Annotated in this window: 16 protein-coding genes; 6 read left to right on the top strand and 10 right to left on the bottom strand. The window is 71.8% G+C overall.

Features of this window, described 5'->3' with window-relative positions; all coding sequences use genetic code 11:
* Positions 1-6: 6 nt before the first annotated feature.
* Entirely contained in the window at positions 7-450 is a 444-nt protein-coding gene (mce, locus tag EDD40_RS29300; RefSeq protein WP_123745788.1) for a methylmalonyl-CoA epimerase, read from the top strand.
* A 39-nt stretch (positions 451-489) separates the two neighbouring features.
* Here the strand turns inward: mce and EDD40_RS29295 are convergent, their stop codons facing one another.
* Both EDD40_RS29295 and EDD40_RS29290 read right to left on the bottom strand, forming a co-directional pair.
* Complete coding sequence (locus tag EDD40_RS29295; protein WP_123745787.1) at positions 490-1,047, bottom strand: TetR/AcrR family transcriptional regulator; 558 nt, start codon at positions 1,045-1,047, stop codon at positions 490-492.
* A 68-nt stretch (positions 1,048-1,115) separates the two neighbouring features.
* Positions 1,116-1,478, bottom strand: coding sequence for an SPW repeat protein (locus EDD40_RS29290; RefSeq protein WP_123745786.1), 363 nt, complete (start codon positions 1,476-1,478; stop codon positions 1,116-1,118).
* Positions 1,479-1,692: 214 nt separating this feature from the next.
* Here EDD40_RS29290 and ccrA point away from each other — a divergent pair, with 214 nt between their 5' ends.
* Together ccrA and EDD40_RS29280 are read left to right on the top strand one after the other, a co-directional pair.
* Entirely contained in the window at positions 1,693-3,006 is a 1,314-nt protein-coding gene (ccrA, locus tag EDD40_RS29285) for a crotonyl-CoA carboxylase/reductase (RefSeq protein ID WP_123745785.1), read from the top strand.
* 69 nt (positions 3,007-3,075) lie between these two features.
* Positions 3,076-4,323, top strand: a complete 1,248-nt coding sequence (locus EDD40_RS29280; RefSeq protein WP_123745784.1) for a coiled-coil domain-containing protein — start codon at positions 3,076-3,078, stop codon at positions 4,321-4,323.
* 100 nt (positions 4,324-4,423) lie between these two features.
* Here EDD40_RS29280 and EDD40_RS29275 read toward each other — a convergent pair whose 3' ends face one another.
* Positions 4,424-5,134 carry an alpha/beta fold hydrolase gene (locus EDD40_RS29275; RefSeq protein WP_123745783.1) on the bottom strand — a complete coding sequence of 237 codons (711 nt, stop codon included), beginning with the start codon at positions 5,132-5,134 and terminating at the stop codon, positions 4,424-4,426.
* Between the two features lie 37 nt (positions 5,135-5,171).
* On the opposite strand from EDD40_RS29275, the gene EDD40_RS29270 reads away from it, so the two are divergent.
* On the top strand, positions 5,172-5,708 hold the full coding sequence (locus EDD40_RS29270; protein WP_123745782.1) for a GNAT family N-acetyltransferase: 537 nt from the start codon (positions 5,172-5,174) through the stop codon (positions 5,706-5,708).
* Here EDD40_RS29270 and EDD40_RS29265 read toward each other — a convergent pair.
* Positions 5,684-6,439 carry an alpha/beta hydrolase gene (locus EDD40_RS29265; protein ID WP_246037886.1) on the bottom strand — a complete coding sequence of 252 codons (756 nt, stop codon included), beginning with the start codon at positions 6,437-6,439 and terminating at the stop codon, positions 5,684-5,686. The genes EDD40_RS29270 and EDD40_RS29265 overlap by 25 nt on opposite strands.
* A gap of 115 nt (positions 6,440-6,554) precedes the next feature.
* Positions 6,555-6,848, bottom strand: a complete 294-nt coding sequence (locus EDD40_RS29260; RefSeq protein ID WP_123745781.1) for a hypothetical protein — start codon at positions 6,846-6,848, stop codon at positions 6,555-6,557.
* Between the two features lie 52 nt (positions 6,849-6,900).
* Between EDD40_RS29260 and EDD40_RS29255 the strand changes: the two genes are divergently transcribed.
* Positions 6,901-7,317, top strand: coding sequence for a hypothetical protein (locus tag EDD40_RS29255; RefSeq protein WP_148088945.1), 417 nt, complete (start codon positions 6,901-6,903; stop codon positions 7,315-7,317).
* Positions 7,318-7,322: 5 nt separating this feature from the next.
* Positions 7,323-7,529: an FmdB family zinc ribbon protein gene (locus tag EDD40_RS29250; RefSeq protein ID WP_123748361.1), complete on the top strand. Its 207-nt coding sequence runs from the start codon at positions 7,323-7,325 to the stop codon at positions 7,527-7,529.
* Positions 7,530-7,762: 233 nt separating this feature from the next.
* Here the strand turns inward: EDD40_RS29250 and EDD40_RS29245 are convergent, their stop codons facing one another.
* From EDD40_RS29245 to dhaK, 5 genes are all read right to left on the bottom strand, one after another.
* Positions 7,763-8,344 (bottom strand): DUF3558 family protein, encoded by a 582-nt coding sequence (locus EDD40_RS29245; RefSeq protein ID WP_123745779.1) that lies wholly within the window; start codon positions 8,342-8,344, stop codon positions 7,763-7,765.
* Positions 8,345-8,402: 58 nt separating this feature from the next.
* Positions 8,403-10,181 carry a 3-hydroxyacyl-CoA dehydrogenase family protein gene (locus EDD40_RS29240; RefSeq protein WP_123745778.1) on the bottom strand — a complete coding sequence of 593 codons (1,779 nt, stop codon included), beginning with the start codon at positions 10,179-10,181 and terminating at the stop codon, positions 8,403-8,405.
* A 135-nt stretch (positions 10,182-10,316) separates the two neighbouring features.
* Positions 10,317-10,973 (bottom strand): dihydroxyacetone kinase phosphoryl donor subunit DhaM, encoded by a 657-nt coding sequence (dhaM, locus tag EDD40_RS29235; protein ID WP_123745777.1) that lies wholly within the window; start codon positions 10,971-10,973, stop codon positions 10,317-10,319.
* Positions 10,970-11,596, bottom strand: a complete 627-nt coding sequence (gene dhaL, locus EDD40_RS29230) for a dihydroxyacetone kinase subunit DhaL (protein WP_123745776.1) — start codon at positions 11,594-11,596, stop codon at positions 10,970-10,972. Before dhaL ends, dhaM begins: the two co-directional genes overlap by 4 nt.
* On the bottom strand, positions 11,596-12,597 hold the full coding sequence (gene dhaK, locus EDD40_RS29225; protein ID WP_123745775.1) for a dihydroxyacetone kinase subunit DhaK: 1,002 nt from the start codon (positions 12,595-12,597) through the stop codon (positions 11,596-11,598). Before dhaK ends, dhaL begins: the two co-directional genes overlap by 1 nt.
* Positions 12,598-12,712 lie beyond the last annotated feature (115 nt).

Below are 12,712 nucleotides of genomic sequence, written 5' to 3'. Positions count from 1 at the left end.
GCTGCCATGGAAGAACTCCGGGGTTTCGTCACCGCCATCGACCACGTCGGCATCGCCGTGCCCGACCTCGACGCCGCGATCGCGTTCCACCGCGAGCACTTCGGCCTGGAGGTCGCCCACCAGGAGGTCAACGAGGAGCAGGGCGTGCGCGAGGCGATGCTGCGCGCGCCGGGCGACGACGGCACGGGCGCCGCCGTGCAGCTGCTCGCGCCGCTGACGCCGGAGTCGACCATCGCGAAGTTCATCGGCCGGTCCGGGCCGGGGTTGCAGCAGCTCGCCTACCGGGTGTCCGATGTGGACGCGGCGGCGGCGGCGCTGCGCGCCAAGGGCCTGCGCGTGCTGTACGAGCAGGCGCGGCGCGGGACGTCCGACAGCCGGGTCAACTTCGTGCACCCCAAGGACGCGGGCGGCGTGCTCGTGGAGCTGGTCGAGCCCGCCGCCGACCACTAGCGACCACCCGGACTGGTGACCACCACCACACGGTGGCCGCTAAGGCCGTTCCAGGGCGGCGGCCACGAAGGTCAGCTCCAGGTCGAGCCGGTCGTCGTCCGGCGCGTGCCTGGCCACCGAGTGCCGGTAGCTCACCGCGTGCGCGAGCAGCGCGGAGGCGCTGTCGACGTCCTTCGCGGCCACCACCGCGCCGCCGGCGGCGACGATGACGTCGCGGATCTGCCGCACGACCGACCGGTAGCGCTCGTGCAGCGCGTCGCGGACCGCCTTGTGCGTGTCCGCCTCGCGCCACAGCAGGTGGCTGAGCAGCGGCGACGAGTCGAGCCGGGCGTCCAGCGCGGCGACCAGCCTGCGCAGGCTCTCCGCGATGTCGCCGACGACCACGACCCGGCGCGCGTCGACGTCGCCGTCCGGCAGGCGCTGCACGAGCGCCGCCAGCAGGTCGGCCTTGCGGCGGAAGTAGTAGTGCACGAGCCCTTTGGGCACGGCGGCCCGCTCGGCGACGCGCGAGGTCGGCGTCGCGTCGAACCCCGACTCGGCGAACAGCTCCTCGGCCGCTCGCAGGATTCGTTCCCTGGCCGACGAGTCCTCTGCCAACGCCGCACCCCTCCTCGTCGGTCCGGGCCCGCGGCGAGCAGCCGCGGGCCCGGGTTCCGCGGTCACCTTCAGGCGGTGCCGGCGATCCGGCCGCCGTGCGCCGCGTTCGCCAGCGGAACCGCCGTGGCGCCGGCCGCGACGGTCAGCACACCGCCGACCCACGAGACCCACGACGCCCCCGTCAGGTCGCTGTAGCCCATCACCCACGGCGAGATGAACAGCAGCGCGCCGAGGACCATCTGGAACCACTCGCCGTACACCATCCCGGGCATCGCGAGCGACGCGAGGCCGTCGATGGCGATCAGCGCGCCGAGCACGATCATCGTCCACATGGCCGCGGTGGTCGTCTCCACCACCAAGGGCGAGAGCAGCACGAGGGCGCCGATGACGACCTCGGCCCAGTCCTGCCACCTGGTCCACGCCTTTGTCATGACTCGTACCTCCGTCCCGTCGATCGGACGACTTCGATGCTCCGCTTGGTTGGCCGCCCGGTCAAGGCCGACCGATCGGGGGAAATGCCAGTGCGGTGGCTCACAGCCCGCGTTCTGAATCGGTTACCCGTGGGTAACCTCCGGCCACTCGCGTGGACCTCTAGAGCCCGCCACACACCCGACCATCCCGAAGCCCCCATTGGGAGGGAACGCCGTGCAGAAGATCCTCGACGCGATCCTCGCGGACGAACTGGACGCGATCGGATCACTCGACGTGCCGGAGAGCTACCGGGGCGTGACGGTGCACGCCGACGAGGTCAAGATGTTCGAGGGCTTGGCCACCAAGGACAAGGACCCCCGCAAATCGCTGCACGTCGACGAGGTCGCCACCCCGGAGCTCGGCCCCGGCGAGGCGCTGGTGGCCGTGATGGCGAGCGCCATCAACTACAACACGGTCTGGACCTCGATCTTCGAGCCGCTGTCCACGTTCGCGTTCCTCAAGAAGTACGGCGGCCGGCACGACCAGCCGTTCCACGTGGTCGGCTCCGACCTGGCGGGCGTGGTGCTGCGCACCGGACCCGGCGTGAACGCCTGGAAGCCCGGCGACCGGGTCGTCGCGCACTGCCTCGACGTGCAGCTGGAGCACCACGACGGGCACGGCGACACCATGCTCGACCCCGAGCAGCGCATCTGGGGCTTCGAGACCAACTACGGCGGCCTCGCCGAGATCGCGCTGGTCAAGGCCAACCAGCTGATGCCGATGCCCGCCCACCTGACGTGGGAGGAGGCGGCGTCACCCGGTCTGGTGAACTCCACCGCCTACCGGCAGCTCGTGTCCGCCAACGGCGCGAACATGAAGCAAGGCGACACCGTGCTGATCTGGGGCGCGTCCGGCGGCCTCGGCTCCTACGCGACCCAGTTCGCGCTCAACGGCGGCGCCACCCCGGTGTGCGTCGTGTCGTCACCGGAGAAGGCCGAGATCTGCCGCCGGATGGGCGCGGAGCTGATCATCGACCGCAGCGCCGAGGGCTACCGGTTCTGGAAGGACGAGCACGAGCAGGACCCGCGCGAGTGGAAGCGGCTCGGCGCGAAGATCCGCGAGCTGACCGGCGGCGACGACCCGGACATCGTGTTCGAGCACCCCGGCCGGGAGACGTTCGGCGCGTCGGTCTTCGTGGCGCGCAAGGGCGGCACGATCGTGACGTGCGCGTCCACCAGCGGGTACATGCACCAGTACGACAACCGGTACCTGTGGATGAACCTGAAGCGGATCATCGGCTCGCACTTCGCGAACTACCGCGAGGCGTGGGAGGCCAACCGGTTGGTCGCCAAGGGGAAGATCCACCCCACACTGTCCAAGGTGTACTCCATGGAGGAGACCGGGCAGGCCGCGCACGACGTGCACCGCAACGCCCACCAGGGCAAGGTCGGCGTGCTGACGCTGGCCCCGGAGGAGGGCCTCGGCGTGCGCGACCACGAGCTGCGCGCGGCGCACCTGGCCGGGATCAACCGTTTCCGGGGCGTCTAAAGCGAAACCACTCCCGATGTGCGGCGCTCGGGTGACCGTCGCGCATCGGGAGCGGGTAGCGTGAGCGCCATGGGCCTCGCCGACGACCGTGACCTCGTCCCCCTGGGATCCGGCTTCGACATCGTCAAGCGCGGGTACGACCGCGCCCAGGTCGAGGACCACCTGGAACGCCTCGACTCCGACCTGCGCCTGCTCGCGGCCGACCGGGACGCGGCGGTGTCGCAGACCAACGACCTGGCCCGCCAGCTCGAGGCGGCCCGGTCGGAGATCGCGGAGCTGCGCGGCCAGGTGGAGCGGCTGTCGCTGCCGCCGACCACCCTGGAGGGCCTGAGCGAGCGGTTGCAGCGGATGCTGCGGCTCGCGCAGGACGAGGCGAACGAGATCAAGGCGCGGGCCGAGGCCGAGGGCGGCCACATCCGCGCCAAGGCCGAGACCGACGCGGGCGTGCTGCGCACCCGGTACGAGAAGCTGATCGCCGAGCTGGACCAGCGGCGCGCCGACATGGAGGCCGAGCACCGGGGCGTGCTGGAGACGGCGCGGGCCGAGGCCGACCGGATCGTGGGCGAGGCGCGGGCCGAGGCGACCCGGTTGGACGAGGAGTCGCTGCAGCGCCGGACCACGGTCGAGGAGGACTTCGAGATCGCGATGGCGGCCCGGCGGGTCGAGTCGATGAAGACGCTGGCCGAGCAGGAGGCGTCGTCGAAGGGCGAGGCCGAGCGGCGGTTGCGCGAGGCGGCGGAGGAGGCCGCGCGCGTGCGCGCCCAGATCTCCCAGGAGCAGGCCGCGTCGAACGCCGAGGCGCAGCGCCTGGTGCGCGAGGCGACCGAGGAGGCCAACCGGCGGCGGCACGACTCCGTCAGCGAGGCCACGGCCCGCGTGCAGGAGGCGACGGACGAGGCGAACCGCCGGGTGCGCGAGGCGACCGAGGAAGCAAACCGCCGCGTCACGCAGGCGACCCAGAAGGTGGACGCCCTGCGCCAGCTGCGCAACCGGCTGTCCCAGCAACTGCACGCCGTCAGCTCCGCCCTGCACGACGTCACCCCCCTGCTGGACCCGCTGGAGGAGGAGCGCCCCGCTCCCCCCACCTCCACCCCCGCCGCTCCGGCTTCCAGCGCCCCGGCTCCCACCACTCCCGCTCCCACCACCTCCGGCGGCGGCGCCACCCCGGCCGCCGCTCCCACCTCCGCCGCCGCTCCCGCCGCTGCTGCTCCCACCGCCTCCACCCCGGCTGCGGCCTCCCCTCCGGCTCAAACCCCCGACGCCGCCACCCAGAAGATCGCGCGCCCCACCCCGAAGCCGCAGACCACCAAGCGCTGACCCGCCGAGAGTCCTACCTCCACCTCGCGCGAGTCCTACGTTCAGAACGCGTGTGTCCTACGTTCAGGACACCCGAGTTGAACGCTCAGACGACGCCGGGTCACACGCCGACCCGCCGTCGCCAGTCGAGGACTGCGGCGGCGAACGCGTCCGGCGCCTCCAGCGGCGTCAGGTGGCCGACGCCGGGCAGCTCCACGTACTCGCCCTGCCGCAGCACCCCGGCCAGTTCGCGCGCCGACGTGGGCGGCGTGAGCGCGTCGTGCTCCCCGACCAGCACCAGCGCGGGCACGTCCACCTCCGCCAGCACCCCCGCCGAGTCCGGTCGCACGGCCATCGCCCGCTGCGCCCACGCCACCTCCGCCGGGTCCTGGTCGAGGATCAGCTCACGCACCCGCCCGACCACGGCCTCGTCGGGCCCGGGTCCGAGCAGCCCGCCCAGGACGGAGTCCGGCACCCAGCCGAGGCCTTCCGCCTCGACCCGTGCCGCCATCGCCAGCCGGTTCGCCCGAGCTTCCTCCGCGTCGGCGCCGGGCCGGGTGTCGGCCAGCACGAGCCCGGCCACCCGGGACGGGTCGCGCCGCAGCACGGCCATCGCCACGTACCCGCCCATGGAGCACCCGCCGAGGACCGCCCGCTCGATCCGGCGCTCGTCGAGCAACCGCAGCACGTCGTCCGCCACAGCCACCAGATCGGGTGAACGATCGCCGCCCCGCTGGTCCGGCGTGATCGGTTTCAGCAGGTCACGCACCCCGTTCCACATCCGTGAGTCGAATGGGAAGGCGTGCAGGAGGACGAGCGGAGCGGTTTCCATACCCGGAATTGTCGGACCCCCTGGCTAGCTTCGTCCCATGACCTCCACCGCCGAACCGGACGAGCTGCGCACCGACCGCCTCCTGCTCAGACGCGTCACCCCCGGTGACGTGCGCGCGGCGATCGCGGTGCTGTCGGACCCGGAGACGAACCGCTTCAACCCGTCGGGGCCGCCGTCGGCGGAGCAGGCGGCGAAGATGCTGGCCGAGTGGCAGCTCCACTGGGCGCGCGACGGCATCGGGTACTGGGCCGTGGAGCTGCCGGGGTCCGGCGAGGTCATCGGTTTCGGCGGCCTGCGGCACCACGAGCTGGACGGCGAGCCGACGTTCAACCTGTTCTACCGGTTCCGCCCCCGGCACTGGGGGCGCGGCTACGCACCGGAGATGGCGCGCGCGGCCATCGACTGGGCGGGCCGGGTGCGTCCGGACCGGCCGGTCACGATCATCACCGACCCGGGCAACACGCCTTCCCAGCGCGTCGCGGAGAAGCTGGGCTTCGCGCACGTGGGCGACAGCGACACCGCTTCGGGTCCGGTGCTGGTCTGGCGGCGTCAGGAGGCCACGATGGCTGCCTGATGCTGCTCGTGGGGGCCGGACCAGGTGCGCGCCAACGGCGTGGGCACCTCGGGCACGGCCGCGGACACGATCGCGTCCAGCACCTCTTCGGTGTGCCCGACCATGAGGTGCTTGGCGCCGGGGAAGTCGATGACGTCCGCGGTCGGGAGCTCCGCGCCGAACCGCCGCCTGGCCTCGGCCGGTGGCAGGTAGGTGTCGAACTCGGGCACCAGGCACACCACCGGTTTGCCCGCGCGTGACCACGTCCGCAAGTGCTCGGCCTTGCTCCACCGCAGAGGAGGTGAGATCAGCACGGCGCCTTCGACCACCGGCTCGCACCCGTGCATGAGCGCGAGGTCGGTGCCGAACGACCAGCCGACCAGCCACACGGAGGGCAACCCGCGCTCGGCCGCGAACGCCAGGGCGGCGGCGACATCCAGCCGCTCGCCCACGGCGTGGTCGAACACGCCCTCGCTGCACCCGGCCGCACTGGCCGTGCCTCGCGTGTTGAACCGCAACACCGCCAGGCCGGCCAGCGCGGGCAGCCGCCAAGCCGCCTTGCGGTAGAGGTGGGAGTCCATCATCCCGCCGTGCGTCGGCAGCGGGTGCAACAGCACCACCGTGGCCGTGGGCTCCCGGTCGACCGGCAACGCCAACTCGCCCACCAAGGCGAGCCCGTCCGAGGTCCGCAACGTCACCGGTTCCCGGCGGGCCGGGAGCACGGTGTTGGCGTTGATCGGAACCTCACCCACACCGACATCGTGCCACCGACGGACCCTTCGCCGGGTGGCCGGACCTGCCGGCCGTCCAGGTCCCGTTCACGTGCCGTGCAGGTGCCGTCCACGTGCCGCCGGTCAGCACGGAGAGTCACCAGCGGCGGGTGGTGGGACCTCGCCGGCTCCGGGAGGACCAGCAGTTCTGGTGCCAGTGGCGGCGGTCGTCCACCGAGCCGTAGTCGCCGGCGGGCCAGGCGACGACGTGCGGGGTGCCCGGCCGGATCTCGTGGTCGCACCCCGGGCAGCGGTAGGTCTTGGTGGTGGCGCTGCCGGAGACGGTGCGCACCAGCCACTCGCCGTCCGAGGCGCTTTCGGCGCGCGCCCAACCGTGCCCACCGATGGGTGAGGGCTCGTTCGCGCGTTGCGGGCGGTTACGACGTGGCACGAGAAACGAGGGTATCCGGGCTCGCCCTGGGTGATCGCCTACGGTCCACTGGATGAGCAAGTGGCAACGGGTCGTATTAACCCTGCTTCTGATGACCGAAGTGGCCGTGACCCTGGTGCCGGTGGTGCGCGGTCTGCTCTTCGAACCGTCGCTGCCGGAGGTCGTGGCTGGTGGCGAGGTTCGGCGGGTCTTCCAGGAGGCGGACGTGCCGGTCGGCCAGCCTCCCGGCCTGAGGCAGGGCGTGTTGCTGGGCACGACGATGTTGATGCTGGTCACAGCACTGTCGGCGTTGGCCCCGGTGTGGTTGCGGCCCGGTTCGCGGATGTGGTTGGCGACGTTCACCGGCACCCACCTGGCCGCCGTCGGCCTGGGCTGGGTGCACAACCTGCCGCTGATGACGCTGCTCGCCGCGGTGTCGGCTGTTGGGGTGCCCTTGCTGGTGCTCGCACCGCCGCGCCGGGGACAATGAGCGACGTGCCAACCTACGAATTCCGCTGCAAGGCGTGCGGCTCGACCTTCGACGTCAAGCGGTCGATGGACGAGGCCTCCGCGCCCGCGCCGTGCCCGAACGGCCACGACGACACCGTGAAACTGCTCTCCATGGCCGGCCTGGGCGGTCAAGCCAACGCACCCGCCGGCGGCGGTGGGGGCGGCTGCTGCGGCGGAGGCTGCTGCAGCTGACCCGGACCGGACGCACGCCGGCGACCTGACCGCGGTCGAAGACCCCGAGGTCAACGCGGTCGTCGACGACCCAGGTGCGGTCGGTCGAACGCGCCGGACACCACGCGGCCGAGGCATCTGCCTCGGCCGGTCCGGCACCGTGCCGGAAGCTGCGAACCTGAGGTCGACCCGGAGCGGGCCTGCCTGCGCCGGGCCGGTTGCGCCGGGCCTGTTCGGTGCTCGGCCGGCCGGGCTCAGCTGGTCGGTTCCTTCTCCAGCAGCACCTCGGCCACCTTCTTGCCCTGGTCGCAGATCGCGCCGAAGCGGGCCGAGCCGTCGATCACGATGATCCCGAGCCCGCCGCCGGCGTAGTCCATCACCAGCACGCACGACGGCTGCACGGACGTGTCGGTCGTCCGGTCGAAGTAGGTCACCTTCCGGTCACCCAGGTCGAACTCGCCGTTGTTCTGCTCCAACGTGATCGACCGACCCTCGCGGAACCGCAGGGTCACGCCCACGTCCAGCGACCCGACCGACGTCTGCCACTTGCACGACTGGTCGAACGCCGAGTCGTAGCCGGTCTCCGTCGGCTCGGCGTTCTTGTCCGCGACCTCGTAGGGCAGGTCCTTCCACCCGATCAACGCGCAGATGTCGCCGACGTCCCCGGTGGGCTCGCCGGACGGGTCAGCGGACCCGGTCGGCGTGCTCGGGGCCGACGTGAACGGCGGGTCGACGTCGAGCACCTGCTCCGCCACCGGGGTGCCGTTGACCGTGTACGCGCAGGCGCTCGTCAGACCGAACGCCGCCACCAGGAGCGAGATCACCACACGCCGCATGGGGACCACGATGCCAAACGCCGAAACCCGGCACGTCATCAGCCCGCGAAACGGGCCCTCAGGACACGTAGTCGCGGAAACCCTTGCCCGTCTTGCGCCCCAGCCGCCCGGCTTTCACCAAGTGCTCCAGCAGCGGCGCGGGAGCGAAGCCGGCCTCGCGGAACTCCAGGTACAGGCTCCGCTCGATGGCCAGCGACACGTCCAGCCCGACCACGTCCAGCAGCTCGAACGGCCCCATCGGCAACGAGCAGCCGACCTTCATCGCGTTGTCGATGTCGTCGGCCACCGCGTAGTGCGCCTCCAGCATCTTCACCGCGTCGTTCAGGTACGGGAACAGCAGTGCGTTCACGATGAACCCGGCGCGGTCGCCGCAGTGCACCGGCGCCTTGCCCAGGTCGAGGCACACCCGGCGGGCCGTGGCCACCACGTCGGCGGATGTCGAGATCGTCTCCACGACCTCCACGAGCTTCATGACCTGCGCGGGGTTGAAGAAGTGCAGCCCGACGACGTCACCGGGGCGCGAGGTCGCCGCCGCGCACTCGATCACCGGCAGGGAGGACGTCGTGGTGGCCAGCACCGCGCCCGGCTTGCACACCTCGTCCAGCGCCTCGAACACCGCCTTCTTGACCGACAGCTCCTCGGCCACCGCCTCGACCACCAGGTCGCAATCGGCGAGGCCCGTGAAGTCGACGACCGGCGTCACCCGGGCCAGGGCGGCGTCGCGGTCCTCCGCCGTCAACCTGCCCCGCGTGACGGCCTTCTCCAACGACTTGCGCACCTTGCCCACCGCCGCGTCGGCCTTCTCCTCCGAACGCGCCCGCAGCACCACGTCGTACCCGCGCTTGGCGAACACCTCGACGATCCCCGTGGCCATCGTCCCGGTGCCGATCACGCCGACCCGCCGCACTTCGCGCGCGGCGTCGTCCTCCGCCGAGGCGACCGGCGTGAGCACGTCCGGCACGACGACCGGCGAGTCCGGCCCGTCGTAGGTGTAGAAGCCGCGCCCGCTCTTGCGCCCCAGCAGCCCCGCCGTGATCATCTGCTTGAGCAGCGGCGCCGGCGCGTGCAGCCGGTTGCGCGACTGGTGGTACATCGTGTCGAGGATCTCGTACGCCGTGTCCAGCCCGATGAGGTCGAGCACCGCCAGCGGCCCCATCGGGTAACCGCACCCGTACCGCATGGCCGCGTCGAGGTCTTCCCTTGTCGCGTAACGGGATTCGTACATCCGCACCGCGTGGTTGAGGTACCCGAACAGCAGCGCGTTGGCGATGAACCCGGCCCGGTCCCCGATGACGACCGGCGTCTTGCCCAGCCCTTCGGCGAACGCGACCACGTCGGTCACCACGTCCGGCTCGGTGACGACCGTGCGGATCACCTCGACCAGCTTCAGCACCGGCGCGGGGTTGAAGAAGTGCATCCCGACGACCTTGCCCGGCCGGCCGGTGTGGACACCGATCTCGGTGATCGACAACGACGACGTGTTCGACGCGAAAACGGTGTCCGGGCCGCAGATCCGGTCCAGTTCCGCGAACACGGCGGCCTTCAGCTCCATCCGCTCCGGCACCGCTTCGACGACCAGGTCGACGCCGGCCAGCGCGTCCAGCGACGTGGCGTAGGAGATGCGGGCCAACGTCGCGTCACGCTCGTCCGACGTGAGCTTGCCGCCGGCCACCGCGCGGTCCGTCGAGTGGTCCAGGTGGCCGCGGCCGCGGGCGAGGCCCGCCTCGTCCACGTCGACCGCCACCACAGTGAGGCCGGTCCGGGCGAGGACTTCGGCGATACCGGCGCCCATCGTGCCGAGACCGACGACACCGACCGTGTTGAACTGGCGCGTCACTGTTGACCTCCCACTCACCGGAGTGGCTACCGGACGGTAACTTGACCGCGACTATCCCACGGTCGTCACGCATCGTTCGCGTGAGCTTCACCATCCGTATCGAGCAAGTAATCGGTCCAGGCGCGCCTCACCAGCTCACTCGTCGAACCCCCGCACGGCCAGCTCCTGGACCCTGCGCACGGCTTCCGCCGCGTCCGCGCCCGAAGCCACGACCTCCACCCGCGCACCACCCGGAGCGCCCAACCCCATCAACGCCAGCACGCTCTTGGCGTCCGCCGACTCGGCTCCGAACCGCACCACCACCGAGGCGTCCAACGGGGCCAACGCCCGCGCCACCAACGCGGCCGGCCGCGCGTGCAACCCCACCGGGTTCGTCAGCTCCACGTCCGCCCGCACCACCTCGCCGTCCACCACCGACGCCGCCGACACGGACCCGGCGCCGACCGCGGCCGCCGCCACCTCCGCCAACCCGGCGCCGCCCTGCGCCCGCACCGCCGCCGCCACCGCGCCCTCGACCAGCGGCGCGTCCACCACGACGACCGAGCCCTCCGCCTCCTCGGCAGCCATGTCGGCCACCATCTTCGCGCTGCCCAGATCGAACAGAACGACGACGCCGGACCCGGAGTCGGCCTGCGTGATGGCCTCCCCGACGGCCACGTAGTCCGTGCCCAGGCCTCCCTGCCCGTCACCCCCGGACGGCACGATCGCCACCGACGGAGCCATCTGCCCCGCCAGCTCCGCGACCCCGGCGGCCAGCTGACGGCTGTGCGACACCACCACCAGCCCGATCACCGCGCCCTGCCCGCCAACGTCCGCAGCACCAGCGCCGTCGACCGCGCGCCGGGGTCCAGGTGCCCCTCACTGCGCTCACCCAGGTACGACGCACGTCCCTTCCGCGCCACCATCCGCACCGTCGAGTCGGCGCCCATCTCCGCCGCCTCGGCAGCCGCCGCCAACACCTCCGCCACCCCGCCGCCGGTGACGGCCACGGACTCCGCGGCGGCCACGGCGGGTGTCAACGCGTCCACCATCGTCTTGTCGCCCAACGCCGCCTTACCCCGGGCCACCACACCGTCCAACGCCGCCCGCAACGCCGCCGCCACCGCCTCGCCGTCCACCGAAGCGACATCGCCCACCGACGTGGCCGCGCGCAGGAACGCCGTCCCGTACAGCGGCCCCGCGGCACCGCCCACCGTCGAGATCAACGTCGTGGCCGCCAACCGCAGCACCCCGCCGGGCGACGACGGCACCTCGTCCAGTTTGGACTCCAACGCCCTCAGGCCCCTGGCCAGGTTCTCGCCGTGGTCGCCGTCACCGATCTCGCGGTCCAGCCGGTTCAACTCCTCGCGGTGCTCGACCACGACCGCGGCCACCGCCCGCATCGCCTCCGCGACCGACTCCGCCGTGCACTCCATCAGACGCCCCACCGCAACGCCGGGGTGTGCACGGGCGCGTCCCACAGCTCGACCAGCTCGTCGTCCAGCTTCAACAACGTCACGCTCATCCCCTGCATCTCCAGACTGGTGATGTACGGCCCGACCAACCGGCGCTCCACGACGATCCCCCGCTCCGCCAACAACCGCTCCGCGATCCCGTGCGCCAAGTACAGCTCGATCAACGGCGTCCCGCCCATCGAGTTGGTGAACAGCAGCACCCGGTCGCCCTCGCCGAACGGCAGGTCCTCCAGCACCGGCTCGAGCAGGGCCCGCACCATCTCGTCCGCCGTGCCCACCGCCACCCGCCGGCGGCCCGGCTCACCGTGGATGCCGATCCCCAGCTCCATCTCGTCGTCGGCCAGCGTGAACGACGGCTCCCCCGCGTGCGGCACCGTGCAGGCCGTCAACGCCAAGCCCATCGACCTGACCTGCCCGACGACCCGCCGCGCCAACGCCTCGCAACCGTCCAGGTCGACCCCGCGTTCAGCCGCCGCGCCGACGATCTTCTCCAGCAGGACGGTCCCGCCCACACCACGCCGACCGGCCGTGTACAGCGAGTCCTTCACCGCGACGTCGTCATCGATGACCACGGTCCGCACGTCCACGCCGTCGGCCGCCGCCAACTCGCCGGCGGTCTCGAAGTTCAGCACGTCACCCGTGTAGTTCTTCACGATCAACAACGCGCCCGCCCCACCGTCCGTGCGCGCGACCGCCGCCGCCACCTGATCGGGGGTCGGCGACGTGAACACCGGACCGGGACAAGCCGCGTCGAGCATCCCCCGCCCGACGAACCCGCCGTGCAACGGCTCGTGCCCGGACCCACCGCCGGAGATGACGGCCACCTTCCGCGACACCGGCGCGTCCGCCCGCAGCACCACCGCCGGGTCGTACCGGACCTCCAGCAGGTCGGCGTGCGCGAGGGCCATCCCGCGCAACGCGTCGACCACCACGGTCGCCGGATCGTTGATGATCTTCTTCACGGGTGGACCTCCCGATCGACGCTGATCACCCCATTACTACTCCACCGTGAGCGGCCCCGAAAGCGGAAGCTACGGTGAGGCAACCCTAAGAACAGCAGGTCAGTGACCTGGAGTA

The organism is Saccharothrix texasensis, assembly GCF_003752005.1.
In the GTDB taxonomy this organism is placed as follows: Bacteria; Actinomycetota; Actinomycetes; order Mycobacteriales; family Pseudonocardiaceae; genus Actinosynnema; species Actinosynnema texasense.
The sequence above is the reverse complement of the archived record's forward strand: the minus strand, read 5'-3'. Positions and strand labels throughout refer to the sequence as shown.